This window comes from Ruegeria sp. CDSC085 (assembly GCF_059610465.1).
In genome coordinates, this window is sequence record NZ_JBXWNR010000001.1 from 141,858 (window position 1) to 167,721 (window position 25,864).

Consider the following 25,864-nt stretch of genomic DNA (forward strand, 5'->3'; position numbering starts at 1 on the left):
GTTACCGCATCTCCTGCGCCGGGGTAACGCCAAGAATACCCAAGCCCGCTGAAATCACAACAGAAACGGCACGGGCCAATGCAATTTTCGACTGGCTTGTGGCAACATCGCCATCCTGAATGAAACGCAATTGGGTTTCGTCATTGCCCTTATTCCAGAGCGCGTGAAAATCCCCTGCAAGTTCATACAGATAGAAGGCGACGCGGTGCGGTTCGTTGGTCCGCGCAGCGATTTCGACCAAGCGTGGCCATTCGGCCAGCTTCTTGGCGACAGTCAGTTCCGAGACGTGATCGTTCTTGCTCAGATCCGCGCCGGCAAGCGTCACATCATCTGTTGGGATCCCTGCCTCGGCGGCACGGCGCAGCACGCTCATCACCCGGGCATGGGCGTATTGCACGTAGAACACCGGGTTCTCGCGGCTCTGCTCCAGCACCTTGTCAAAATCGAAATCCAGCGGTGCGTCGTTCTTGCGGGTCAGCATCACGAAACGGGTCACATCCGGACCAACCTGATCGACCACATCGCGCAGGGTGACAAAGTTCCCGGCCCGTTTGGACATCTTGAACGGCTCGCCGTTTTTCCACAGCTTCACCAGCTGCGTCAGCTTGATATCCAGCGGCACCTTGCCATCGGACAGAGCCGAAACGGCAGCCTTCATCCGTTTGACGTAGCCGCCGTGGTCCGCGCCGAACACGTCGATCAGCGCGTCAAAACCACGTGTCACCTTGTCATAGTGATAGGCGATATCCGGGGCGAAATACGTCCAGCTGCCATCAGATTTCTTGACCGGGCGGTCGACGTCATCGCCGTGCTCGGTGGATTTGAACAAGGTCTGCTCGCGCGGCTCCCAATCCTCGGGCTTCTTGCCTTTGGGTGGTTCCAGCACGCCTTCGTAGATCAAGCCCTTATCGGTCAGGGACTTAAGCGCAGCCTCGATCTTTCCGGTGCCATAAAGCGATTTTTCGGAATAGAGCACGTCCATCTCGACACCCAGCGCCTTCAGGTCGGCGCGGATCAGATCCATCATAGCGTCGGTCGAAAACTCGCGCAGGTCTTTCAGCCAGTCGCTTTCCGGCTTGTCGATCAGGCTGTCGCCGTACTTCTCTTTCAGCGCTTCTCCGATCGGGATCAGATAGTCGCCGGGATACAGCCCTTCGGCAATCTCGGGGCTGAGGCCGTTGGCCTCGCGATAGCGCTCATAGGCCGACCGCGCCAGCACGTCCACCTGTGCGCCGCCATCGTTGATGTAGTATTCGCGGGTCACGTCATGGCCCGAATAGGCCAGCAGGCTCGCCAACGCATCCCCGAACACCGCGCCGCGAGTGTGCCCGACATGCAGCGGGCCGGTCGGGTTGGCCGAGACATATTCGACATTCACCTTCTGCCCCTGCCCCATGGTCGAACGCCCGTAATCGGTGCCTTTTTCAAGCACCGCCGCCAACACGCCTTGCCAGACGGACGGCGCAAGACGCAGGTTCAGGAAACCGGGGCCCGCCACTTCAGCGCTTGTGATCCGATCATCCGCCGCCAGTTTCCCTGCCAGCACATCCGCAATGTCGCGCGGCTTCATCTTGGCTGGTTTCGCCAGCACCATCGCGGCGTTGGTCGCCATGTCCCCATGCGCGGCATCACGCGGAGGTTCGACCGCCACGTTGTCAAAGCTCAGCCCTTCGGGCAGTACGCCTTCGGACTGCATCTGCGCCAGCGCGTCCAGTACAAGGCCGCGGATCTCGGAAAACAGGTTCATTTCGGATGTCCTTTTGCTTGTCGCGGGGTTTACCACGCAATGCGGCAAGGTCAATGGACGCCTAACGTTTCAGCTTGGTTTGACGGAACAACTCGCTAATCTCGGGCATGTTCGAAGCTACCGGAGACCGTTGATGCACCGCCCCTTGTCTATTGCCTTGCTTTTGTCCGCCGCCCTGCCTGCACTGGCCGACCTACCACAACCGCAAGGCCATGTGCTGCTGACGCTGGGCGGCGCGGTCAGCGAAACAAACCTGCCCGCGCGGGGGGAGAATGACGGCGGTCTGCTGGGCTATCTGGAGGTCACGCATGACGGCGCGGCAGGGTTTGATGCTGCCATGCTGGACGGGCTGGAGCAGCTCGAGATCACAATCTCGTATGGTCCTCCGGGCAATGAGCGTGATTACAGGTTCTCAGGCCCGCTGTTGTCAGACGTCATGACGATGGCAGGGGCCGAGGGGAAAACCGCTCTTCCCATGGCGCTGGATGGGTATCAGGCTGCAATCGACTGGAACAGCATCACCACGCATAAACCGATCATAGCAACGCATTCTGATGGCGCACCGATGGGGATCGGTGGTTATGGCCCGACGATGATCGTCTTCCCTCCGACAGAGAACGTCGATCAGTCCGCCAAACAAGCAGCTCAGCAAGTCTGGGCCATCGCCTATATCGCTGTGGAGTGATCAGCCGGTCAGCCGGGCATGGTCCTGCAAGGCAAATCGGTCGGTCATGCCCGCAATGTAATCGGAAACGATACGGGCCAAACCTGTCTCGTCCCCGGCAGCTTCAATATCATCATGCCAGCGCGCAGGCATTTGCTTGGGATCATTCAAATAAATCGGAAACAGATCTTCCACGATCTTTGCCACCTCCTCCCGCACTGACATCACACTGGGAGCGCGATACATCCGGGTGAACAGAAACGCCCGGATTTCGCGCAGTTGCGCCCGAACCTCATCCGAGAACTGGATGACAGGATACCCAAGATGACGAACTTCTTCGACGGACTGCGCGCCAGACACGGCAATGAGATCGTGAGAGGTGTTGATGACATCGGCCACCATGACCCCGAAAACCCGCCTTAGCGCTTCGTGACGCCGGCGATAGGAATCCAGCCTGGGGTATCTGGCATCCACCTCGGCGTAACAGACACCGACGATCGGCAGGTCTTGCAGATCGTCGTCCGAGAACAACCCCGCGCGCAACCCGTCCAGTAGATCGTGGTTGTTGTAGGCAATGTCATCGGAAAGGGCCGCAACCTGGGCTTCCGCGCTGGCATGGGTGTGCAGTTCAAGATCGAAACCCTGATTGCATTCGGCCAATGCCCATGGCAGATCGCCCGTAACCGGCCCATTGTGCTTGGCTATACCTTCCAGGCATTCCCAAGTCAGGTTGCACCCGTCGAATTCTGCATAGTGGCGCTCCAGCTTTGTGACGATCCGAATGGCCTGAGCGTTGTGATCAAAACCTCCGTAGGGTTTCATCAACGCGTGCAACGCGTCCTCGCCGGTATGTCCAAAAGGCGTATGTCCCAGATCATGCGCCAAGGCCACGGCTTCGGTCAGCTCTGGGTTCAACCCCAGAGCACCGGCAATGGTCCGCGCCACCTGCGCCACCTCAATGGAGTGGGTCAGGCGGGTGCGGTAGCTGTCACCTTCGTGTTCAACAAACACCTGCGTCTTGTGCTTGAGGCGCCGAAAGGCACTGGCATGAATGATCCGGTCCCGGTCGCGCTGAAAGCATGATCGGAAACTGCTTTCCTCCTCGGGCACAAACCGCCCCCTGGTGCGGTCCGGATCCGAGGCAAAACTAGCTCTGTCCAAATGGCCTGTCCTTGTCGCCTGTCCTTGCGCTTTCTATATTGTATGGCGTAATGGAAGGAAACCATTGGAGACCGGCATGAATCTGCCCCCATCAGTCACGGAACGCGCCTTCGAACGCCTCGCCGAAATCGGCGCGGCGGATCAGGGTCAGGCATTGCGCGTCGCAGTGGAAGGCGGCGGTTGCTCGGGTTTTCAATACGAAATCGCTTTGGATACGCCCAAAAAAGATGATCTGGTCCTTGAAGGTAAAGGGCAAAAAGTCATTGTTGACGCCATTTCGCTGCCCTTCCTGGAAAACGCGGTCATCGACTTCACCCAGGAACTGATCGGTGCGCGATTTGTGATCGACAACCCCAACGCCACCTCTTCCTGCGGTTGCGGCACATCTTTTTCGATGTAACCGTGGGGGCTTTGCCCCCACACCCCCAGGATATTTTCAGCCAGATGAAGCAGTGGTCCGCCCTCTGACCGAAAGACCAGGGGGCTTCACCTGGCGCGGTCATCGGCGTCCCCGCCTGTACCGCCACTTCAATTTGAAGATATTCAGTTAAAAATCCGTTTCTTCATCTGCCCAAAAATATCCCGGAGCGCGAGGCAGAGCCTCGCAAATCCGATCTCCGGCTTGCCGTTGGACCCTTTCTGAGCGATAGGTTGCACCAAGTCTTCGGAGGATCGCGCATGAAAATCGCCACGTTCAACATCAATGGCGTCAAGGCGCGGGTCGAGGCCCTGCCCCGTTGGCTGGACGAAGCGCAGCCGGACGTTGTGCTGTTGCAAGAGATCAAGTCGGTCGACGAAAACTTCCCGCGCGAGATATTCGAAGAGCGTGGATTCAATGTGGAAACTCACGGGCAAAAAAGCTTCAACGGCGTTGCAATATTGTCGAAACTTCCACTCGAGGACGTGTCGCGCGGCCTTCCAGGCGATGACGCGGATGAACAGGCCCGCTGGATCGAAGCCACTGTCGTTGGCAAAAAGGCTCTTCGGCTCTGTGGATTGTATCTGCCCAATGGCAATCCGGCACCCGGCCCGAAATACGACTACAAACTGGCTTGGATGGAACGGCTTTACGACCGTGCCCGCACTTTGCTGGCAACCGAAGAGCCTGCGTTGATGGCGGGGGATTACAACATCATCCCGCAGGCGGAGGACGCCAAACGCCCCGAAGCATGGCTCGAAGACGCATTGTTTCGCCCTGAAAGCCGCGCCGCATTTCGCAAAATCCTGAATCTGGGCTTCACCGAAGCGTTCCGGGCCACCACCCAAAGCGCGGGACACTATTCATTTTGGGATTATCAGGCCGGGGCCTGGAACCGAAACGACGGAATTCGGATCGATCACTTTCTGCTGACCCCACAAGCGGCGGATCTTATGCGGGATTGCCAGATTGATGCAGCCGTACGCGGGCATGAAAAACCCTCGGATCATGTGCCAGTCTGGGTCGATCTGGACATATAGTGTTTCAGGCCGTGACGTCGTAGCTGTATATCCATTCGTAACGGCGCGACAATTTCCTCCCGATTGCCATAAGCGCACATTGGGCCGCCAAACGGGCGGGGCCTGAAAGGTGGAAATTGCGTGCGTTCGACCCGGCAGCGGCAACCACGCTTTCTGCCCTTGGTCGGCGCGTTTTCTCGTAGGCTGCAAGCGCGCTGGTGACACCCGGGTGCTCGTCGAATGATCGCGCAAGCGTCCAGGCATCTTCCAGCGCCAGACAAGCGCCTTGCGCCATGAACGGCAAGGTCGGATGCGCCGCGTCCCCCAGCAATGCCAGACGACCGTTCTGCCATTTTTCTGCGACCGGGCGCAGGAACAAAGCCCACAGATTCACATCGGAGACCTTTGACAGAATCTCACGTACCGGATCGCCGAATCCTGAAAAACGTGCGCGCAATTCGTCCGGATCACCCCTCAGCTTCCATCCCTCTTCGCGCCAATCCGAGCGCTCCTCGACCGCAACGATGTTCATCATGCTTTGATCGCGCAAAGGATAGGTCACGACATGCCGACCCGGCCCCATGGTCAGGGATGCCGCCACCACGTCTGAATCTGGTCGCCAGGGAATGGTTGCGCGCCAGGCGACCTGGTGCGTAAACGCGGGAGTTTCGGGCCCGTTCAGGGCCGGGCGAATCGCGCTTCGACCACCGTCGGCGGCAATGACACATTCGGCGCGCAGCCGCTCGCCGCTCGCCAACAGGATTTCAGCTTCGTTGGAGTGTTTTTGCACGTTGGAAACTTTGGCCCCCAGGCGGACATCCACACCGGCCTTGCGGGCCGCAGAATGCAGCAGATTCAACAAGTCGGCACGGTGAAAATAAATGGTCGGACCAGCCGACGGCCCAGGCAGTCGGCTGACAACGCGCCCTTTGCGGTAATCACGGACGATCGTACCATGGGATTTCTGACCGACAGACAGATCCGCCACCCCAAGCGCGCGCAACACACACATCCCGTTTTCACTGATCTGCAGACCTGCGCCGACCTCGGTCAGTGCCGGGGCTTGCTCCAGCAGGGTGACCTGCGCCCCGTGTTGCCGCAGCGCCAACGCAGACGCCAAGCCACCGATGCCACCGCCAATAACGCAGAAATTCAACCGATTGATCTTCATGCCCTACCGCTTAACGCAAAAACGCCAGAGCCACAGGCCCCAGCGTTCGAAATTCTCAAGTTGCACCCGGCGATCAATCGTCGCGGTGGACTTTTTCGCGGCGCTCGTGGCGCTCTTGCGCCTCAAGCGTCATGGTTGCAATCGGACGTGCATCAAGACGTTTCAGCGAAATCGGATCGCCGGTCTTTTCGCAATACCCGTATTCACTTTCTTCGATCCGACGCAGGGCTGCGTCGATTTTGGCGACCAGCTTGCGTTGACGATCGCGTGTCCGCAGTTCCAAAGCGCGATCTGTTTCCTCGCTCGCTCGGTCTGCGACATCCGGGATGTTTCGGGTGTTGTCCTGCAGCCCTTCGATCGTGTCGCGGCTGCCCGCCAAAAGTTCATTCTTCCAATCCAACAGCTTGCGGCGGAAATACTCAAGCTGACGGTCATTCATGAAAGGTTCATCTTCGGCCGGGCGGTAATCCTCCGGCAGAAAAACTTCCTGTTTCATATTTGCTCCCTCGGTATGGCCAGAAACGTCGGTCGCGGTTGTTTCACCTGACATTTGGCACCCCCTTCTGCGCAGCATTTAGCCGACGAGCGTGGGATTGTCACTACACAAACTTTGCTTCAGCACGCCCAAGCGCTGTTTTGTCTAAATATGAGACAAACAACAACAAAACCCTATTTTTCTATGAAATTTAGCGGGCCTTTTTGAGGCAGGCGTTAATCAGCAGGACACATTCCCGCACGCGAATCAACCAAAAGGGCTTGGAGTTCTTACTAAAATCGCCTCAACCGACGCATGGACGCGGGTTGTCAAAATCGTTGGCCGTCTGTAACCCGGAAAACACAACCAGCCCACGGATCACGAAAAACCATACGAGAGGCCCATGACAGCACGCTTTCAAGGTACAGCCGAATATGTCGCCACTGACGATCTGACAATTGCCGTGAACGCCGCCGTCACACTCGAGCGTCCATTGCTGGTCAAGGGCGAACCCGGCACTGGCAAGACAGAGCTTGCCAAACAGGTGGCGGGCGCGCTGGGGCTGAGGATGATTGAGTGGAACGTGAAATCCACCACCCGCGCGCAGCAGGGCCTGTATGAATATGATGCGGTCAGCCGTTTGCGGGACAGCCAGCTGGGTGAGGAACGTGTTCATGACGTGTCGAACTACATCCGCAAAGGCAAGCTGTGGCAGGCCTTCGAGGCCGACGAAAAGGTTGTTCTGCTGATCGATGAGATCGACAAGGCGGATATCGAGTTTCCCAACGACCTTCTGCAGGAACTCGACAAGATGGAGTTCCATGTTTACGAGACAGGGGCAACGATCCGGGCCAAGAACCGCCCTATCGTTATCATCACCTCGAACAATGAAAAAGAATTGCCGGACGCGTTCCTGCGCCGCTGTTTCTTTCACTACATCCGCTTTCCGGATGAGGCTACGATGCGTCGAATCGTCGAAGTACATCATCCTGGCATCAAGGAGGCGCTGCTGACCACAGCCCTGACCCAGTTCTATGAAATCCGCGACACGCAGGGGCTGAAGAAAAAGCCATCGACATCCGAGGTGCTGGACTGGCTGAAACTGCTGCTGGCCGAAGACCTGAGTGCCGAAGACCTCAAGCGTGGCGGTACCGACGCGCTGCCGAAACTGCACGGTGCGTTGCTGAAGAATGAACAGGATGTGCATTTGTTCGAACGTCTGGCCTTCTTGGCACGCGGCAAGCGATAGCCGGCAGGTAAAGGGACGGTGATCATGGCTTGCCTTGGGACGACCCGAATGTCAGCATCGGCCTATCTGGCGAGACAAAGCTTCGCCCCCACAGAACTGGATGTATCGCTTGGCTAACGCACTGACAATCCGCACCCTGCGTGCCGAGGACAAAAGCCAATGGGCCGACATGTGGAGGGATTATCTGGCATTTTACGAAACGGCCCTGCCCGATGACATATACGAAACAACCTTTTGCAGACTGCTGGGCGACGACCCGCAGGATTTTTCCTGTTTCGTTGCCGAGCAGAATGGCGCTCTGGTCGGACTGACACATTACCTGTTTCATCGTCATGCCTGGAAGGTGGAAAAAGTCTGCTACTTGCAGGACCTATTCGCACGACCCGAGGCAAGGGGTTCCGGCGTTGGGCGGGCCTTGATCCAAGCAGTCTATGATGAGGCCGATCGTCAGGGCGCGCCATCGGTTTATTGGCTGACCCAGGAGTTCAACCATACTGCGCGGCAATTGTATGATCGCATCGGAACACTGACACCGTTCATCAAGTACGCCCGCTCATGAAGCGATTGAGTGCCCTTTTTCTGGCACTGGTTGTTTCTGGCTGCGCGACGGTTGAAACAATCGAGCTTCCCGGTCAGGTCCAGTCCATCGAAGCGACTTTGCCGCCTGCCAAATCTTTTTCGACTGCGCATCCCTCGCCGCCCGCTCGGTCCAACAAAAACATCGCCTCTGACTTCTTGTCCTTGCATTTCGAGCTGGAAAGCGGGGCCGCCCTGCCCGTTTTCACGCGATTTGAGACCCCGGTCACAGTCCGTCTGACCGGATCACCGACCGCAAGCATGCAGCAGGACCTGACCCGGTTGCTCAATCGCCTACGGCGCGAGGCCGGGATCAATATCCGGCAGGTCAACGAGGGTCAGGCCAATATCACCATCGAAGCCGTCAGCCAGAAAGACATTCTGCGCATTCTGCCCAACGCGGCGTGTTTTGTGGTCCCCAACTCGTCCAGCCTTGAAGAGTATCGACGTGACCGTCGAAAGATCAAAAGCAGTTGGACCGAGCTTCGAAAACGCGAACGGCTTGGGATTTTCATCCCATACGACGTCAGTCCGCAGGAAATACGTGATTGTCTGCATGAAGAACTGGCACAGGCCCTTGGTCCGCTGAACGACCTCTACCATCTGCCGGATTCGGTGTTCAACGACGACAACATTCATACTGTTCTGACCGGATTCGATATGCTGATCCTGCGGGCTGCTTATGCGCCAGAACTGCGCACCGGCATGACCCGAGATCAGGTCGCCGCTGTCATTCCAGGAGTTCTTGGCAGGCTGAACCCGCGAGGGGACAGAGTGGCCGTTCAACCCTTCACGGATACGCCGCGCGAGTGGATTGACGCGATTCAGAAATCACTGGGGCCCGGGTCGGGTTCGCCCAGACAGATGCGCGCAGCGCGAAAAGCGGCACGGATCGGTCAGCAACAGGGTTGGACAGATCACCGCCGCGCCTATCCCCATTATCTGATGGGCAGGATGGAACAATTCCGAGACCCCAACGAAGCCCAGCGCCAGTTTCAGATTGCGCAACAGTTCCTGAAGGCCACGCCCGGAACAGACGTGCATCAGGCCTATGTAACGACTCAAACCGCAGCGTTTGCGCTGGCACAGGATAAGGGGCCCAGTGTTCTGCCTGAACTGGACAGGGCCATCGATGTCATGACCCGAGCTGAAAATGCCTCTTTGCTGGCCACATTGTTGTTGCTGAAATCAGAGGCACTGAGACAGGCGGGACAGATCCAGAAGGCACGCGCCGTCAGGCTGGACAGCCTGGGATGGGCGCGGTACGGGTTTGGTTCGGATCTGGTGGCCCAGTCGTTGTCGCAGGATGGTGGCCGAAGAAACGCCGATAGCACGAAAGACGGATGACACACATATGTTGGTAGTTCTGGGAATGGCGGCACTGGGTGCAACCTTGGGCGCCCTGACCGCGAAAAAGCGCAGCGGCAATCGGGCCGATATGGCGCAATATGCAGCCGGGTACGGCATTGCCTTTGCGCTGGTGGGTCTGGCGATCTCGTTGGTTCTGGTGCGTTTGGTGGCCTGACGCGATGTTCCTGCCCTTTTTCGAAAACCTTCGCAAAGCTGGCATCCCGGTATCGCTTCGGGAGTATCTGACTTTTCTGGAAGGCATGAAAAAGGGTCTCGCCACCTATGATGTCGAGGCGTTCTACTATCTCGCCCGCGTTTCGATGGTGAAGGACGAACGCAACATCGACAAGTTCGACCGCGCCTTTGCCGCCAGTTTCGAAGGGCTGAACGAAATCAGTTTCGATCAAGTTCTGGAGGCCGTCGATATCCCCGGTGATTGGTTGGCCAAACTGGCCGAAAAACACCTGTCGGATGAAGAAAAAGCCGAGATCGAAGCGCTTGGCGGGTTCGACAAGCTGATGGAAACACTGCGCGAACGCCTCAAGGAACAACAAGGCCGTCATCAGGGCGGAAACAAGTGGATCGGCACAGCCGGAACTTCTCCATTCGGGGCCTATGGATACAACCCCGAAGGGGTCCGCATCGGTCAGAAGGAAAGCCGCCACCAGCGCGCGGTCAAAGTCTGGGACAAACGGGAATTCAGGAATCTGGACGACACGGTTGAACTGGGCACGCGCAACATCAAAGTTGCTTTGAAACGCCTGCGCCGCTGGGCGCGCGAAGGCGCTGCCGAGGAACTGGATCTGGATGGCACCATACGCGCCACCGCCGAACATGGCTATCTGGATGTCAAAACCCGCCCCGAACGCCACAACGCAGTCAAGGTACTGCTGTTTCTGGATGTCGGCGGATCAATGGACCCGCATATCAAGGTGGTCGAGGAATTGTTCTCAGCCGCGCGAACCGAGTTCAAGCATCTCGAATACTACTATTTCCACAATTGCCTCTATGAAGGTGTCTGGCGCGACAACCGCCGCCGGTGGGATCAGCAGACCCCGACCCACGAGGTTCTTCGCACCTATGGCAGTGACTATAAGTGCATCTTCGTCGGCGACGCCTCGATGAGCCCCTATGAGATCGCCTATCCCGGCGGCGCAAACGAGCATTGGAACGCAGAGACCGGTCAGGTCTGGCTGCAACGCGCGCGGGATCAATGGGCATCGAACCTGTGGATCAACCCTGTGCCCGAGAAGTACTGGGAATACACCCATTCCATCGGCATGATCCGTGAAATCTTTGAAGATCGCATGGTGCCAATGACTCTGGCCGGACTGGAACAGGGCATGAGGGAACTGACTCGGTAGCCAAGTTAAGGCTTCAAGCTGCGCCCGGTTGTGTCCAAAACAAAAACAAACACCTCAAATACCCCCCACACAATGTTTACAAATAGCACACAAAAGGCTTCATAAGACTCGTCGAATTCCCATCTCGTGATAAGGTGCAAGCGCGTTAAAGCTGGGGGGAGAGATGGCCAGCCACAATTTGCGAAATCTTCTTGCGTCTGTGGCAACCGCCACATCACTGAGTGTTGCTGTCGCAGCGGCAGCGACTTTTGCGCTCGCGCCGGATGCAGCTTTCGCAAAGAACGAAAATGGAAATGGCAAAGGGAATTCCGGAAAAGCCGACAATGGCAAGAGCAATGGATCCAATGGATCCAATGGAAAAGGGAATTCCTCAAAGGGCTCCCAGGCCAACGGTGGTGGAAAAAACAACTCCAAGGGCAAAGCGTCAGCTTCGCAGAAAAGCGCCGGATCCAAAAAGCAACACGCTGCAAAAGCAAAAAAGTCTAATACTGGCACCGGCGGAAACCAAAAAGTCCGGCGTGTCTCGGTTGGTGAATTTGGACGAGAGTTCAAGAAGGATGTCCAACAGCTTTTCGGGAAACAGCCAGCGAAGAAGTCCGCCAATAAACCTGCAAAGAAAACTCGTACATACAAGACTGTTTCGGTCAAACCGATCGAACGCTCGTTACGCCCGGTAGCCCGGCATGACGACACTCCTGGTTTGGATGGCCGCAAGAAACACCGCTACCGTGACCAGCTGGCAGCAGCGATCACCGATCCTAATGGCTCGGATAAACTGCGCAATCTGAACGCGTCGAAAGCGGCCTCCCCGGCATTTCGGAACGCTGCGGCCAACAGCAATGTTGGAAAGATCGCCGCTTATCAGGCCGCTGCAGCGGAGTATTACGACCTGCGCGGTCAGCTCTATGATACACGACGCGACTTGCGGGGTCTGAACGAAAGGTACGACGGGCGAAGCAGTGAACAGATTGCCGATGACATTGCAGCGCTTGATCCGTCGGATCCGGAATACGACAGAAAACGTGAAGCATTGGAATCCGAACTACGGGACGCTGAAACATATGAAGAAACCCGCGACGGTTTGCGCGCCGATCTGAAAGATCTTGGGCACCAGACAAAGGATGCCCTGGAAGAAGCAGAAGACGCTTTCTTTGACGCCTCTAAGGGGCGCTCTCTGACAAAGGACGTGTTGGGCGATTATCATGACAATCTTGGGCTTCCGCAACCAAAGAGCCACCCGAAAGACGAAGTGACTGTACAACCAGTGCCTTACGATCCGACCTATCACCGGTATTCCGAGACTCTTCAATACCGCTCCAAGGATACCAATTTCCGCCTTCGCTACGACGCGTTGCACCATGACGGCAAGAAGCACCGATACAAGGACCCGCTGGCAGCCGCGATCACCGATCCCAATGGTTCGAACAAGCTGCGCAATCTGAACGCGTCGAAAGCGGCCACCCCGGCCTTCCTGAACGCTGCCGCAAATAGCAATGTCGGAAAGATCGCCGCTTATCAGGCTGCCGCAGCGGAGTATTACGACCTGCGTGATCAGTTACACGATGCACGGAGGGGCTTAAGGGATCTGAACGAAAGCTATGACGGCCGGAGCAGTGACCAGATCGCCGATGATATTGCTGCGCTTGATCCCGGAGACCCAGGCTACAATGACAAACTCGATGCCTTGGAAAGCGAACTGCAAGACGCACAGACCTTTGAGGAGGCACAAGGCGAACTCCGTGCCGATGTCAGAGATTTGAGAACGGACAGCCTGGTGGCGCAAAAAGAAGCTGAGCACGCGTTTTTTGATGCGTCCAAAGGGTCCACACTTACGGCTGGAACTTTGGCTGACCTACATGAAAATCTGGAGCTTCCTGCGCCCGGAAAACAATAGCAGCATCAGCGGTTTCTGGTGCTTTTTAAAGTGGCCAACAAAACCCGACACATGAAGCCTTGCGAACCTGCAGCCCGGACTACATGTGCATCTTCGTCGGCGACGTCTCAATAAGCTGCTATGAGACCACCTACCCCGGCGGCGCAAATGAGCATTGGAATGCAGAGGCCGGGCTGGTCTGGAACAGGGTATGAAGGAGCTGACCTGTTGAGGTCTGCCCCTGAATTTATCCGGAAACTGCCTGAATCCCAAGAAACAGTACCGCCGCCAGCATCGCTGCGGCGGGAACCGTGATAACCCACGCAGCAATGATGGTCAGGAAATGGGACCGGCGAACCAGTTTACGGCGACGGCGCTCCTCCGGTGCGAGACGGGGGCGCTCGGGAACAGTCAGGCTGGCCCGTTTCAGCCTTCGCTCTGCATCCCATTCACGAAAGAACCCGACCCCGAACACTGCACCAACCGCGATATGTGTCGAGCTGACAGGCAGACCTAGCCAGCTTGCGACGATCACCGTGATTGCAGCCGAAAGCGCGACGCAATAGGCCCGCATCGGGTTGAGCTTGGTGATTTGGCTGCCAACCATCCGGATCAGTTTCGGGCCGAACAGGAACAGGCCGAACGAAATGCCGAATGCACCAATGATCATAACCCAAAACGGGATGCTGACCGCCTGAGTAAAATCGCCAGAGGCAGAAGCCTGCACAATCGCGGCCAACGGCCCCACCGCGTTGGCAACGTCATTTGCGCCATGCGCAAAGCTCAGCAACGCGGCTGAAACGATCAGTGGAATTCCAAACAGAATTTTCAGCGATTTGTTGCGGTTCTCAAGTCCCTCAGACTGGCGGCGGATAATCGGGATCATCACGGCCCAGATCAACCCGCCACAGACCGCACCGATCAGTAACGCCGACGCGAGATCAATTTTGATGATTTTCTTGAGGCCCTTGAGTGCCAGGTAAGATGCAAACGCGCCCCCCATGATCCCAACCAGCATCGGCACCCACTTGCGGGCCGCGGCGATCTTGTCTTCCTGATAGATGATCCTGGCCTTGATGAACCACAAGAAGCCAGCTGCGACCAGGCCCCCCAGAACTGGCGAGATTACCCAACTGGCTGCGATTTTGCTCATGGTGCCCCAGCTTACGGCCCCGAACCCGGCAGCGGCGATCCCTGCCCCCATGACACCGCCCACAACCGAATGCGTGGTGGAAACCGGAGCGCCGATCCATGTCGCCAGATTGACCCAAAGCGCAGAGGAAAGCAGCGCCGCCATCATCGCCCATATGAATACATCCGCCGTTCCCATGCTTTCCGGCGCGATGATCCCTTTGGCAATGGTCGATACGACATCGCCCCCGGCGATGAGCGCTCCGGCACTTTCAAAAATAACGGCAATCACGATGGCTCCGCCCATGGTAAGCGCATTCGCCCCCACGGCAGGTCCCATATTGTTGGCGACGTCGTTGGCGCCGATATTCAGCGCCATATAGGCCCCGAACATCGCCGCGATCACGACGACAAGCGTGTTGCTGCCCTGACCGAACAGGAAAGCAGCCAAGAGACCCGCGATGACAATGAATGCAATGGCGATACCTGATCCCACAAAAGGTCGCCCAGCCTGAGCGGTCGCCAATTCTAGGCGTGAAAAGCGACGCAGGTCCCGGTCGAGCGTTTCCAGGTGACGCGCTTCATGGTTCTTGTCGGTCATGGGTCCCCCATCGATAGCGCCCCGTGGGTTAAGTGGGATCGATGCATTAATCAATAGTTCATATCAGGAAATCACAACTTATCGAAAGTTGCGCCGGTTTCGTCGCCCGAACATGCGGGTCGCGACAAACATCCCGCAGGTGTGACTTGCGCAATGCCAATGTTCGGACCATATCTTTAACATGCTCCGATTGACCCCGATCCTTTTGGCAATTGGCTACGCCATCGTGATGTACCGGATTTCCGTCTGGCGCACGCATCGTGAGTTGGACGCAAAGTCGACCGAACTGGCCGATCCGGCGCTTAAACGGATGACGGACCGGCTGGCGGCAGCTTTGGGCATCGATCGGGTGCCGGTTTACATCTATGAGATCGATCCGGTGAATGGGCTGGCTGCTCCGGATGGTCGAATTTTCATCACGCGCGGGTTTTACCGAAAATTCCGCAACGGAGAAGTTTCTGCCGAGGAGATGGCCAGCGTGATCGCACATGAGCTGGGTCACGTCGCCCTGGGTCATGCGCGGCGGCGAATGATTGATTTCTCGGGCCAGAACGCAATGCGGACGGCTTTGATACTGGTGTTGAACCGTTTCATTCCTTTCATCGGCGCGATGATCGCCAATGCGTTGACTGCCCTTTTGGCCTCGCGCCTGTCGCGAGGGGATGAGTATGAGGCGGATGAATATGCCGCGGCTTTGCTGACCAAGGCCGGCATCGGGATCGGACCTCAGAAGTCACTTTTTCACAAGCTGGAAGACCTGACGCAGCAAAGGGCGGGTGTTGTGCCGGCCTGGTTGATGAGCCATCCGAAAACAGACGAACGAATTGCAGCGCTTGAGAAACTTGAGCAGCGTTGGGCGCGTGGCTGAGGCCGCGCAGCAAGAGGCCAGCCTCTCGCGCTCTCCGGGATATTTTCAGCCAGATGAAGCTGGGTCCCGCTCAGGCGCTCAGGGCTTTGCCCAGACGTGGCAGCCGGGCTTTTTTCATCAGTGCCCGCAGGGTCCATTGATCACCTGAGAGGCGGCTGGCCTCGGCAAGGACCTGAGCCGCGAGCGTGTTCATACCCTTTGGATCAGCTTGCCAGAAACCATGCAGCAGGCTGTCGGGATCTCTGCGGACCAGGCCTTCTTCCGCCAATATGTCTTTGGGAAAATCCTTGGCGTTCACCGTGACGATCATATCGGCGGACGCGGCGATCGCCGTCGCCAGCACGTGGATATCGGCGGCATCCGGCAGCCAAAGACGGTCGTGCAGGCCTTCATTCGCAGTCCGCTCGGCCTTGGGCCAGCCGGCTTGTGTCAGCGCGATTTCGGCGCGGGCTTGCACCTCGCCCGTTGGGCCAAGCTTGCGCGCGGCGCGCGCCCATTCTTCGAGGATGCGCGCGGACCAGATCGGAGTGAAATGGCCCAGGCGGGCAGCGCCCAAGAGCATCTCGCGCATCACGGTGGGATAGATGACGCAGGTGTCGAGCACGGCTTTCATAGGCGATAGAACACCGCTTTGAGATAGCCGCTTTCCGCCAGTTGCGGCAATTGCGGGTGATCGGGGCCTGCAAAGCCGGTGTGGATCAGTTGGGCTTGGCGCCCGGCGCGGCCAATCCCACGGGAGGACGCATCACGAAAACGGCCTAGATCAGCGGCGTGCGAACACGAACACAGGCCCAGGTAACCACCGGGTTTGACCAGAGGTGCCGCCAGTCTTGCGATACGTTCATACGCGCGCAGACCCGCATCCAGCGCCTGCTTGGAAGGCGCAAAGGCGGGTGGATCGCAGACCACCACGTCAAATTGCGCACCTTCTTCGCCCAACTGGGCCAGCACGTCGAACGCGTCGCCTTGTCGGGTCTGTAACTTATCAGCAAGGTTCGACGCTTTGGCCCCTTTTTTCGCTAGGTCGAGCGCGGCGGCTGAGCCATCAACGGACAATGCCTGCACCGCACCGCCTGCAAGCATCGCCAGACCGAAGCCGCCCACATGGCTGAACACGTCCAATACCTGCGCATCGGGATGAACCAGGCGCGCGGCAAAGGCGTGGTTGGGGCGCTGGTCATAAAACAGCCCGGTTTTCTGACCGCCTGTCAGATCCGCCATGTAGGTGGCGCCATTCATCGGCACCGGCAGGGGCGCATCAGGCGCGGTTCCGCGCAAAGTTTGATTGACGTCGTCCAGCCCCTCCAGCCCGCGCGTGCGGCCAGAGGCGTTCTTCAGCACCGTAGTCACGCCTGTGACTTTGACCAGAGCTTCTGTCAGCAGGTCCAGGTGCGCCTCGGCCCAGGCCGCGTTCGGCTGAATGACACAGGCCTCGCCAAAGCGGTCGATGATAACGCCGGGCAAGCCATCCGCTTCTGCATGGATCAAGCGGTAATATGGGGCAGCAAACAGGCGCTCGCGCAGATCAACGGCATGCCGCAAACGGCTCTCGAACCACGCCGCGTCAAGCTGCGCTTCAATGTCACGATCCAGCACCCGGCACATGATCTTAGACTCGGGGTTGACTGCCACCAGCGCGATGGGCGCGCGTTTGTCGTCTTCGAGTACGGCCAAGGCGCCCGCTGGAATCTTGCGGGTGCGGCGGTCGGTGACAATGTCATTGGCGTAGACCCACGGGAAGCCATGGCGCAGGCCGCGCGCATTGGCTTTGGGTTTCAGGCGGATACGGGGGCGGTCGGCAGATTGGGTCATGGCGCCCTCATAGTCCTGAACGCGCCGGTGGGAAAGCCCTAGCGGTTACGGGATCGCCACCCGCCGCGGCGTTTCGGTGCCTGAGCCGTCTGAAGGCCTTCGGTCAGAACCTGCGTCATCGGGTGATCGGGGTTCTGCTCGGCATAGCCCGCGTGCAGTTCTGCCAGCGCTGTGTTCTGGTCGCAATCCGCAGGAACACTGAGTGCCCAATCCAGAAAGATGCTGCGGCATTCCGGCAAGGTTATGCCTTCGATTCGATAGGCTTCGCGGATCAGACCCTTATGGTCGTTGGGATCAGTGCTGCGCGCCATCTTCGTCTCCCTTGATCACACCCCCGATCAGATCGGCTGCGGTCGTATAACTCTCCAGCAAAGCCGCCTGTAGCGCCTCGACCTGTTCGAACCCGGTGGCCCGGCACAAAAAAGCAGTTCCGCCTTCGCCGATCTTGTCGGCTTCGATAGCCTTGCCCGAAAGCAGCCGCGCCGCGCATTGCACGGACCAGCATAAGTCATAGCAAGCTTTCAGAGATTGCGCCTGTGCGACATCCAGCAACCCGGCTGCGACGGCGCCATCCAGACCAGAGGACACATCACGCTGTGCGGACCCAGCCAGCAAGGCGCCGGTTTCGGCCATCAACTCGATATCCATCAATCGGCCGGGGCCGTTCTTGGCGTCCCATATGCCGGTGGGCGCCTTGGCCGCGGCCAGGCGCGACCGCATTTCGGCCACGTCGCGCAGCACTTTGCCCCGCTCTCGCGGGTGCGACAGAAACTCGGTGCGGAAGGCTTCGATTTCCTCGGCCAGCCCGGCATCCCCGGCAACAACATGCGCGCGGGTCAGGGCCAGATGCTCCCACACCCAGGCTTCGTTCTGCTGATAATTGACAAAGCTGGCCCAACTGGTCGCAACCGGCCCCTGATTGCCCGAAGGGCGCAGCCGCATATCGACCTCATACAAGCGTCCCTGCGACATCGGCGCGGACAGCGCTGTGATCAGGGCCTGCGTGAACCGCGCGTAGTAGGTGCGCGTGGCCAGAGGGCGCGGACCCTCAGACATGTCCTGATCCAAGGGATCGTAGATCACGATCATGTCCAGATCGGATTGCGAGTTGATCCGGCCCGCCCCCAGCGATCCCATCCCTAGCACGGCAGCGCCGCGCCCCGGTGCAGGGCCGTGTTTGCGGGCGAAATTCTCGGTAACATGCGGCAGGATGGCCGCGATGACCGATTGTGCCAGCTCGGCATATTGCTGACCCGCCTGCGCCCCGTCGATCAGGCCGCGCAGGTGATGCACACCAACCCGGAAATGCCATTCCTTGCACCAGCGCCGTGCAAGATCAAGCTGGGTTTCATAGTCTGTTTCTTCCGACAGAGCCTGCGTCAATTCCGCTTGCAACGCCTCTTGTCCCGGCCAATCCGCAAAGAAACTGCCCCCGATCACCGCGTCAAACACAGACGCGTTGCGCGACAGATGCGAGGCCAGAGCATGCGACGTGCCAACGATATCGGTTAACAGCTCGATCAGTTGCGGATTCGCCTCAAACAGCGAAAACAGCTGCACCCCGGCTGGCAGGCCTGCCAGAAACCCGTCCAAAGCCATCAGTGCTTCATCGGGCTTTGCGGTTTTGGCAAGACGCGACAGCAGATCGGGCCGCAGACGTTCAAAAATCCGCGCGCCGCGCTGGGACCTCAGCGCCGGGTATGTCGTCCAGCGGGCCAAAACGCTTTTGTCGAACTCCACATCCTGCACTTGGACCGGTGCCGCACCCGGTCCTGGGGCAAAGAATCCTTCGGTCAACTCATGCACTTCGGTCAGGCGATTTATCAGGTCTTGCGTCAACTCGGCACTGCTGATCCCCATCAGACAGGCAACCCGCTCGATCCCATCAGACGAACTCGGCACCTTGTGGGTCTGCGCGTCATGAATCATCTGGATGCGGTGTTCGACTTCGCGGTGCGCGCGGTAATGATCGGTCAGCTTATTGGCAACATCCTGCGGCACCCACCCTTTGGAGGCCAGCGCCGCCAGACCGGGAACGGTACCACGCACCCGCAGGTCAGCATCCCGGCCGCCCGCAATCAACTGACGGGTTTGTGTAAAGAACTCAATCTCGCGGATGCCGCCCTGTCCCAGTTTCATGTCGTGCCCGGGGATCGACAAGGACCCTCCGGTGCCTTTGTTTTCGCGGATGCGCAGACGCATGTCATGGGCGTCCTGAATGGCGGCAAAATCCAGATGGCGGCGCCAGACAAAGGGTCGCAGGCCGTCAAGGAAACGCTGCCCTGCGGACAGATCACCGGCACAGGGCCGTGCCTTGATATAAGCGGCACGCTCCCAGGTTCGGCCCAGGCTTTCATAATACCGTTCGGCGGCCTCCATCGCCATGCAAACCGGTGTCACGGCGGGATCGGGGCGCAGCCTCAGATCCGTGCGGAAAACATAGCCGTCCGCCGTCTTATCACTCAACGTCGCACAGAAGTTGCGCGTGGCCCGAACCATGCCCTGCCGGGCCTCGTAAAAGTCATCCGGATCAAAGCGCGTCTCGTCAAACAAAACGATCAGATCAATGTCCGAGCTGTAGTTCAGCTCATGCGCGCCCATCTTTCCCATCGCCAGGATGACCAACCCGGCTGCGGTTTCGACATCATCCTCGGTCATACCCGACAGCTTCTTGCGCCGGATCAGCGTTGCGATCTCGGCCTTGGCGGCAACATCGGCGGCCAGAGCGCCGAAATCGGTCAGGGCCGCAGTAACCTTCTCTAGTGGCCACGCACCTGCAATATCGGCCAACGCCGTAAGCAGGGCCATACGCCGCTTGGCCTGCCGCAATCCGGGCTTCAACTGATCCGGCAGCAGATCGCGCGCGGCGGTCATCACGTTATCCAGCGCCTGATCCGGGTGCATCAGAGCCTCGGGCAGCCAGCCCTTCTCTTGTTCGATCAAACTTTTCAGATAGGGGCTCGAACCGGCGGTGCCCGCCACCAATTCCCCCATCTCAGCCGGCAAATCTGGCATCAAGGCCCGCGCTTCATCCCCGAGGGATGGATCGAAAGCACGCGGAAGTCGTAAAATGTCAAGAGCGTCAGTCATACGCGCAAACTGCGCATCGCAGCGCGTAATCGTCAATGGGGCATTCTGATCAGGTTTTCTGAACCGGGGTGTCCTGACTGAAACTGTTGACCCAAACGTCGTTTCTGCGTTCCCACAACGACGAAATCAGCATCGCTTCGCGCGTTGTCGCACCCGGGCGCAGATAATCGGCACGATACGACAGCAATACGATATCCCGTGTCAGAACGCGCAATCTCGCGTCGCTCAGATCAAACGCGGCCATTGTCGGCGCATCCGCGAATTGCCCAACGTGGTCGTCACGATTGGCAAATCCCGTGGGATACACACCAAGAAAATCTGCGCTCAGCAAAGCCCGATCCGCGCTTGCATTACCGTCCACCAGCGCCATCCAGACCTGCTTTTCCAGGTCGAGTATTTCATTAAGCGCAGGTGCCGTCCTGTGTTCTGTCACTTCCATTCCCGCAACCTGCGACTGAAGATGTCCATCGTCAACCGAATTGTAAAATGTAAATCTTTTTCACATTGCCCCCTTGCAACCCCCATCAACGACCCCATCTAGACAATGTGAAAAGAATTTACATCAACCCTGGAGAGCTCAAATGACCGCACTGTCCGACCCCGCCGTCCCCGCGAATCCGGGATGGCTTTATCGAATTGAGGCCTGGCTGGATGACAAAGGCAAGGGGGCGTGGATCGCCGCCATGGTCCTTGGTTTCATCTTCTTCTGGCCAGTTGGCCTGGCCCTTCTGGCTTACATGATCTGGAGCAAACGCATGTTCAGCAAATCCTGCAGCCGCCGCAAATCCTGGCACAGCCACATGAGCGCGATGAAGCCGTCCGGCAACAGCGCATTTGACGCCTACAAATCAGATACTCTGGCCCGCCTTGAACGCGAACAACAGGACTTCGAGGCGTTCCTGCGCCGCCTGCGCGATGCCAAGGACAAGGCCGAATTCGACGAGTTCATGGACGAACGCGCCCGCGAGAACCATGAAGACGACGGTAAGGCCACGCCTGCCTGATTGACCTTGCCCTGTCCCGGCATTCCGGGTCAGGGTACCCTGACCCACTTTTTCGGACCTGACGAATGAACCACCTGCCTGACCCGGATACCCAACCCGATTTCTACCGCTCGGTGACGAGCAAACGCTTTGTCGCGTGGTTGTTTGATGTCGCCTTCATCTCGCTGCTCTGCACGGTGGCGATTCTATTGAGCGCAGGCCTCGGTCTGTTTTTTCTGGCGGCGATCTATGCCGTGATCAGCTTTGTCTATCGCGTTGTAACCATAACCAACGGCTCGGCCACACTGGGCATGCGGTTCATGGGAATCGAATTGCGCGACGCATTCGGAGAGCGGATGGATATGGGCAAGGCCATCGCCCACACTGCCGGTTATTTCGTCAGCATGGCGGTCGCAGTGATTCAGATCATCTCGGTGATCATGATGCTGACCAGCGCCCGCGGCCAGGGACTAACCGACAGTTTTCTGGGCACGGTCATGATCAATCGACGGGCCTGAGGCCCGGTTGCGTGAAACACTTGGCGGCCTCGGGAACGGTTGCTATCATCCCACCCGAGGCTACCTGGGAACTTCATGCGACACACGCTGCCAATTGCGCCACAATTCTATGTCACGGCCCCGCAACCCTGCCCTTATCTCGACGGCAGGATGGAGCGTAAGCTGTTCACCGCACTACAGGGCGAAGGCGCGGAACAGTTGAACAATTCCCTGTCGCAGCAGGGATTTCGCCGGTCACAAAATGTACTCTATCGCCCCTCTTGCACCGATTGCGCGGCCTGTCTGTCAGCCCGGATCGACGTTTCGGCGTTCCGCGCAACAAAGAGCCAGAAACGCGCGATAAAACGCAACGGATACCTAGAACGTCGCGCGACTTCGCCCTGGGCAACGGACGAGCAATACGAACTGTTCCGCCGCTATCTTGACACCCGGCACGCCGATGGCGGCATGGCTGATATGGACGTGTTCGAATTTGCGGCGATGATCGAAGAAACTCCGATCCGAAGCCGCGTGGTGGAATATGCAGATCCGGAGACCGGAGACCTGATCGCTGTCAGCCTGACCGATGTGCTCGATGATGGGCTGAGCATGGTTTATTCCTTCTACGATCCGAACCAGCCTCAGAATTCTCTGGGCACCTATATGATCCTGGATCACATTGACATCGCGTGCGAAGCTGGCCTGCCCTATATCTACCTGGGCTACTGGGTCCCCGGCAGCCCCAAGATGGGCTACAAGGCAAAATTCTCTGGGCTGGAGGCTTATATTCAGGGCGAATGGCAAAAGATCAAAGATCCGAACGCCTTCTGCGGTTCATCCCCGCATCCCCTTTCCACCGCTCCGATTGCCGAGCAAGTGGCCAATATTCAGCTTCCGGACCGCCACCCGACCAAGGGTTGACCATCCCATGAAACAGAACCTGCATGCCGTCACACTCGTGGTGCCGGATTACGATGACGCAATAGCGTTTTATACGGAGCGACTTGGTTTCCAGCTTTTGAAAGACATCGATCTGGGAGACGGAAAACGCTGGGTCTTGATCACGCCACCGGGCTCAGACGGCAGTGCCCTTCTTCTGGCCAAAGCCGACGGACCCGAACAGCGCGCCGCCATCGGCAACCAGACAGGAGGCCGCGTGGGTTTCTTCCTGCAAACCGAAGATTTCCAACGCGACTACACACAAATGCGTGCCAACGGGGTCCAATTCGAAGAAGCCCCCCGCATTGAGCCCTACGGCAGTGTCGTCGTCTGGCGCGATCCCTTTGGCAACCGTTGGGACCTGATCCAATTCGCCTGATCCGCCTCTTCATCTGGCAACACATACATCGGGAATGAATTGGCCGCAGGCCAGAAGGGGCTGGCCCCTTCCCTGATGCCAAAAAAGAAAAGGGGGCTCTCAAGCCCCCTTTGCATTTGATTTAGTCTGATCAGTTCGGGATCAGATCAGGCACGATTGTGACAATTGTCGGGAAGAACCACAGAATCGCGATTCCGACGACCTGGATCAGGACAAACGGTATGATGCCGCGATAGATATGTCCCGTCGTCACCTCTTTTGGCGCCACGCCTCGCAAGTAGAACAAAGCGAACCCGAACGGTGGCGTCAGGAATGACGTTTGCAGGTTCACCGCCACCATGATCGTCACCCATTTCGGATCGAATGACCCGCCATAGATCACCGGGCCCACGATTGGGATCACGATGTAGATGATCTCGAGGAAATCCAGCACGAAGCCCAAAATGAACAGCACCAGCATCACGATCAGGAAGACCGTGAACTCATTGTCAAAACTCTTCAGGAATTGCTGGATATAGTGTTCCCCTCCGAATGAAATCACCACGAGGTTCAGCAATTGCGATCCGATCAGGATGGTAAACACCATCGAGGTCACTTTGGCCGTCTCGCGTACCACCGGTGTCAAAACGCCACTGGAATACAGCACCCAGCACCCGAACAGCAGCCCGAACAGGGCATACAGGTATGACGCATAGGCAATGATGAACGCGATCCAGGTTTCAACCGTCACATTACCCTGATTGATGCGCAGATCGAAGTTGACCCCCATCAGCAACGCGATCATCACGGCAAAAGTCGACCAGATGATCACTTTGCCTGACCGGCCCTGATCCTGCAGCTTGCGATAAGCCGCCAGCATAATCGCGCCACCCGCACCCAGCGCAGCCGCCGGTGTCGGGTTGGTCACGCCACCCAGGATCGAACCCAGCACGGCAATGATCAGAACCAGCGGCGGGAAGACCACGCGGATCAGATCATTGGTGGCACAGCGCGCCGCAGCTTCCTTGCAGCCATACATGGTCAGCGCAAATGGCAAGGCGAGCAGCAGGAACGTCGCACCCGAAGATGTAATGGGCGAGATCAGCAGTATATCGACCAGCACCATCAGAAGCAAACCAATCGCACCCAGGATCAACGGCTGCGGCGCGCGCGACGGTGCGATCCCACGGCCCAGAACCAGGGTCAGACCCAACAGTAGGACGACAACGGCCACACCTGTTCCAATCGGTGCTGCTTCTGCGATCCTTTCCTGCTGGGCTGCTGCCAGTTCTTCCTCGGTCAAGCGCTGCGATTCCGCTGCACCACCTGCCGCGTCAATGGCTTCCTGCTCGGCCACGGCCTGATCCCATGCGGACTGACCGTGCAAATCGATCATTGCTACCTTGCATTCTTCCGACACGTTGGTGCGCAAGGACGCCCCCTGCCCGATATCCGAGAAGGCCGAGACCGAGATGTTCTGGCTGCCGATCACGCCGACATTGCCTAGCAATACAGCCCCGACAATCAACGCAACAGGTGCGCCCAGAAGCCAGGTCAGACCTTCAGACCGGGTGATCGGCTCACCGGAGCCACCCGACATTGCAACTGCAGGTGCCTTGTGTGGATTCAGCAGCGCATAACCAAACGCATACAGAGCATAGAGCAGCGCCAATAGGATCCCCGGCAAAAGCGCCGCCTGGAACAACGTCCCGACCGACACAACCGCAGGCTCCCCCAGATAGGTCAGCGCGTCGGTACACCCTGCCTCAACAGCCCGCGTCTCCTGCGCTGTCGAGTACAGATCGCCCGCCAGTGTACCCAGCAGAACGATCACGATCGACGGTGGAATGATCTGTCCCAGCGTGCCCGAAGCCGCGATCACGCCAGTTGCGAGTTCTGGCGAATAATTGTTCCGCAACATGGTTGGCAGAGCCAGCAAGCCCATGGTCACAACCGTTGCCCCAACGATACCGGTTGAAGCAGCCAAGAACGCGCCCACAACCACGATGGACACGGCCAGACCACCCGGAAGCGGTCCAAAGACGCGCGCCATCGTCGTCAGCAGATCGTTGGCAATCTTCGAGCGTTCCAATGTGATACCCATCAGAACGAACATCAACACGGCCAACAGGGTCTCGATAGACTGCCCTGCCAGTACGCGCTCGTTCATGCGGTTCACGATGAAAGAAACGTTGCGGTCCAGCGCAGTTTCCCAGCCAGAGACAAAGACCGGCTCGGCTATCCTTGGTAAGTCCGGGTATCGGAATACCGAAATGACATCAGGTTTTACCCCGGAACTTACAATATCCCGATAGGCTTGCGAGCCTGTGTCGATTGCCTGGTGGATCAACAGCCCGGCACTGTCGAGCGCCGCGATGATCCCAAAGGAAATCACTCCGGCGCCGCCGATTGCAAAGGCCACCGGGAACCCGGAAAGGATGCCCCCAAAGAGGCAGAAGAATACAATAATGAGGCCTATCTCGACGCCATCAAGTCCGAATAACATAGTCTGGGTCTC

Annotated in this window: 26 protein-coding genes and 1 pseudogene; 15 read left to right on the top strand and 12 right to left on the bottom strand. The window is 58.1% G+C overall.

Annotation, left to right across the window (positions count from 1 at the left end; translation table 11 throughout):
• Window position 1: 1 nt before the first annotated feature.
• Window positions 2–1,747: an arginine--tRNA ligase gene (gene argS, locus AC2FJB_RS00735; RefSeq protein ID WP_496719258.1), complete on the bottom strand. Its 1,746-nt coding sequence runs from the start codon at window positions 1,745–1,747 to the stop codon at window positions 2–4.
• Between the two features lie 133 nt (window positions 1,748–1,880).
• Here argS and AC2FJB_RS00740 point away from each other — a divergent pair, with 133 nt between their 5' ends.
• Window positions 1,881–2,432, top strand: a complete 552-nt coding sequence (locus tag AC2FJB_RS00740; RefSeq protein ID WP_496680915.1) for a putative pterin-binding protein — start codon at window positions 1,881–1,883, stop codon at window positions 2,430–2,432.
• Here the strand turns inward: AC2FJB_RS00740 and AC2FJB_RS00745 are convergent, their stop codons facing one another.
• Entirely contained in the window at window positions 2,433–3,572 is a 1,140-nt protein-coding gene (locus AC2FJB_RS00745; RefSeq protein ID WP_496680917.1) for a deoxyguanosinetriphosphate triphosphohydrolase, read from the bottom strand. It lies immediately after the preceding gene.
• A 76-nt stretch (window positions 3,573–3,648) separates the two neighbouring features.
• Here AC2FJB_RS00745 and AC2FJB_RS00750 point away from each other — a divergent pair, with 76 nt between their 5' ends.
• Window positions 3,649–3,972: a HesB/IscA family protein gene (locus AC2FJB_RS00750; RefSeq protein WP_496817625.1), complete on the top strand. Its 324-nt coding sequence runs from the start codon at window positions 3,649–3,651 to the stop codon at window positions 3,970–3,972.
• Window positions 3,973–4,250: 278 nt separating this feature from the next.
• Window positions 4,251–5,030 (top strand): exodeoxyribonuclease III, encoded by a 780-nt coding sequence (xth, locus tag AC2FJB_RS00755; RefSeq protein WP_496718501.1) that lies wholly within the window; start codon window positions 4,251–4,253, stop codon window positions 5,028–5,030.
• A gap of 4 nt (window positions 5,031–5,034) precedes the next feature.
• Here the strand turns inward: xth and AC2FJB_RS00760 are convergent, their stop codons facing one another.
• Both AC2FJB_RS00760 and dksA read right to left on the bottom strand, forming a co-directional pair.
• Entirely contained in the window at window positions 5,035–6,180 is a 1,146-nt protein-coding gene (locus tag AC2FJB_RS00760; protein WP_496718502.1) for an FAD-dependent monooxygenase, read from the bottom strand.
• Window positions 6,181–6,253: 73 nt separating this feature from the next.
• Complete coding sequence (gene dksA / locus AC2FJB_RS00765) at window positions 6,254–6,676, bottom strand: RNA polymerase-binding protein DksA (RefSeq protein WP_117872703.1); 423 nt, start codon at window positions 6,674–6,676, stop codon at window positions 6,254–6,256.
• Window positions 6,677–7,058: 382 nt separating this feature from the next.
• Between dksA and AC2FJB_RS00770 the strand changes: the two genes are divergently transcribed.
• The 5 genes from AC2FJB_RS00770 to AC2FJB_RS00790 all read left to right on the top strand — a co-directional run bounded on the left by AC2FJB_RS00770 (window position 7,059) and on the right by AC2FJB_RS00790 (window position 11,194).
• Window positions 7,059–7,904 (top strand): AAA family ATPase, encoded by an 846-nt coding sequence (locus tag AC2FJB_RS00770; RefSeq protein ID WP_117868689.1) that lies wholly within the window; start codon window positions 7,059–7,061, stop codon window positions 7,902–7,904.
• Between the two features lie 169 nt (window positions 7,905–8,073).
• Window positions 8,074–8,463, top strand: coding sequence for a GNAT family N-acetyltransferase (locus AC2FJB_RS00775; RefSeq protein ID WP_371415303.1), 390 nt, complete (start codon window positions 8,074–8,076; stop codon window positions 8,461–8,463).
• A complete protein-coding gene (locus AC2FJB_RS00780; RefSeq protein WP_496718503.1) occupies window positions 8,460–9,827 on the top strand; it encodes a DUF2927 domain-containing protein in 1,368 nt (455 codons plus the stop codon). Before AC2FJB_RS00775 ends, AC2FJB_RS00780 begins: the two co-directional genes overlap by 4 nt.
• A 7-nt stretch (window positions 9,828–9,834) precedes the next feature.
• Entirely contained in the window at window positions 9,835–10,005 is a 171-nt protein-coding gene (locus tag AC2FJB_RS00785; protein ID WP_496671201.1) for a hypothetical protein, read from the top strand.
• 4 nt (window positions 10,006–10,009) lie between these two features.
• Window positions 10,010–11,194: a vWA domain-containing protein gene (locus AC2FJB_RS00790; protein ID WP_496718504.1), complete on the top strand. Its 1,185-nt coding sequence runs from the start codon at window positions 10,010–10,012 to the stop codon at window positions 11,192–11,194.
• A 99-nt stretch (window positions 11,195–11,293) separates the two neighbouring features.
• On the opposite strand, the gene AC2FJB_RS00795 is transcribed toward AC2FJB_RS00790, so the two are convergent.
• Window positions 11,294–11,842, bottom strand: a complete 549-nt coding sequence (locus AC2FJB_RS00795; protein ID WP_496718505.1) for a hypothetical protein — start codon at window positions 11,840–11,842, stop codon at window positions 11,294–11,296.
• Window positions 11,843–11,894: 52 nt separating this feature from the next.
• Here AC2FJB_RS00795 and AC2FJB_RS00800 point away from each other — a divergent pair, with 52 nt between their 5' ends.
• Together AC2FJB_RS00800 and AC2FJB_RS00805 are read left to right on the top strand one after the other, a co-directional pair.
• Window positions 11,895–13,088 (top strand): hypothetical protein, encoded by a 1,194-nt coding sequence (locus AC2FJB_RS00800; protein ID WP_496718506.1) that lies wholly within the window; start codon window positions 11,895–11,897, stop codon window positions 13,086–13,088.
• A gap of 38 nt (window positions 13,089–13,126) precedes the next feature.
• Window positions 13,127–13,270, top strand: a pseudogene (locus tag AC2FJB_RS00805) (VWA domain-containing protein); the annotation flags it as partial.
• Between the two features lie 44 nt (window positions 13,271–13,314).
• On the opposite strand, the gene AC2FJB_RS00810 reads toward AC2FJB_RS00805, so the two are convergent.
• Complete coding sequence (locus AC2FJB_RS00810; protein WP_496718508.1) at window positions 13,315–14,799, bottom strand: inorganic phosphate transporter; 1,485 nt, start codon at window positions 14,797–14,799, stop codon at window positions 13,315–13,317.
• A gap of 181 nt (window positions 14,800–14,980) precedes the next feature.
• Between AC2FJB_RS00810 and AC2FJB_RS00815 the strand changes: the two genes are divergently transcribed.
• Window positions 14,981–15,667, top strand: coding sequence for a M48 family metallopeptidase (locus tag AC2FJB_RS00815; protein WP_496680931.1), 687 nt, complete (start codon window positions 14,981–14,983; stop codon window positions 15,665–15,667).
• Window positions 15,668–15,737: 70 nt separating this feature from the next.
• Here AC2FJB_RS00815 and AC2FJB_RS00820 read toward each other — a convergent pair whose 3' ends face one another.
• The 5 genes from AC2FJB_RS00820 to AC2FJB_RS00840 are packed head-to-tail and all read right to left on the bottom strand — an operon-like array spanning window position 15,738 to window position 21,008.
• Window positions 15,738–16,280 carry an RSP_2648 family PIN domain-containing protein gene (locus AC2FJB_RS00820; RefSeq protein ID WP_117868683.1) on the bottom strand — a complete coding sequence of 181 codons (543 nt, stop codon included), beginning with the start codon at window positions 16,278–16,280 and terminating at the stop codon, window positions 15,738–15,740.
• Window positions 16,277–17,479, bottom strand: a complete 1,203-nt coding sequence (locus AC2FJB_RS00825) for an RSP_2647 family RNA methyltransferase (protein ID WP_496718510.1) — start codon at window positions 17,477–17,479, stop codon at window positions 16,277–16,279. The genes AC2FJB_RS00820 and AC2FJB_RS00825 overlap by 4 nt, the downstream gene beginning before the upstream one ends.
• Before the next feature lie 38 nt (window positions 17,480–17,517).
• A complete protein-coding gene (locus AC2FJB_RS00830; protein WP_496671220.1) occupies window positions 17,518–17,790 on the bottom strand; it encodes a hypothetical protein in 273 nt (90 codons plus the stop codon).
• Entirely contained in the window at window positions 17,774–20,569 is a 2,796-nt protein-coding gene (locus tag AC2FJB_RS00835; RefSeq protein ID WP_496718512.1) for a [protein-PII] uridylyltransferase family protein, read from the bottom strand. Before AC2FJB_RS00835 ends, AC2FJB_RS00830 begins: the two co-directional genes overlap by 17 nt.
• Before the next feature lie 49 nt (window positions 20,570–20,618).
• Window positions 20,619–21,008, bottom strand: coding sequence for a DUF4440 domain-containing protein (locus tag AC2FJB_RS00840; protein WP_496718514.1), 390 nt, complete (start codon window positions 21,006–21,008; stop codon window positions 20,619–20,621).
• Between the two features lie 142 nt (window positions 21,009–21,150).
• Here AC2FJB_RS00840 and AC2FJB_RS00845 point away from each other — a divergent pair, with 142 nt between their 5' ends.
• The 4 genes from AC2FJB_RS00845 (at window position 21,151) to AC2FJB_RS00860 (ending at window position 23,367) form a co-directional block, all read left to right on the top strand.
• A complete protein-coding gene (locus AC2FJB_RS00845; RefSeq protein ID WP_117868679.1) occupies window positions 21,151–21,573 on the top strand; it encodes a DUF2852 domain-containing protein in 423 nt (140 codons plus the stop codon).
• A gap of 65 nt (window positions 21,574–21,638) precedes the next feature.
• Window positions 21,639–22,070: an RDD family protein gene (locus tag AC2FJB_RS00850; protein WP_117868678.1), complete on the top strand. Its 432-nt coding sequence runs from the start codon at window positions 21,639–21,641 to the stop codon at window positions 22,068–22,070.
• 75 nt (window positions 22,071–22,145) lie between these two features.
• On the top strand, window positions 22,146–22,970 hold the full coding sequence (locus AC2FJB_RS00855; RefSeq protein WP_496718517.1) for an arginyltransferase: 825 nt from the start codon (window positions 22,146–22,148) through the stop codon (window positions 22,968–22,970).
• A 7-nt stretch (window positions 22,971–22,977) separates the two neighbouring features.
• Entirely contained in the window at window positions 22,978–23,367 is a 390-nt protein-coding gene (locus AC2FJB_RS00860; RefSeq protein ID WP_117868676.1) for a VOC family protein, read from the top strand.
• A gap of 130 nt (window positions 23,368–23,497) precedes the next feature.
• Here the strand turns inward: AC2FJB_RS00860 and AC2FJB_RS00865 are convergent, their stop codons facing one another.
• The gene (locus AC2FJB_RS00865; protein WP_496718519.1) at window positions 23,498–25,852 is read right to left on the bottom strand and encodes a TRAP transporter large permease; all 2,355 of its coding nucleotides are present in this window, start codon (window positions 25,850–25,852) and stop codon (window positions 23,498–23,500) included.
• Between the last annotated feature and the right edge of the window lie 12 nt (window positions 25,853–25,864).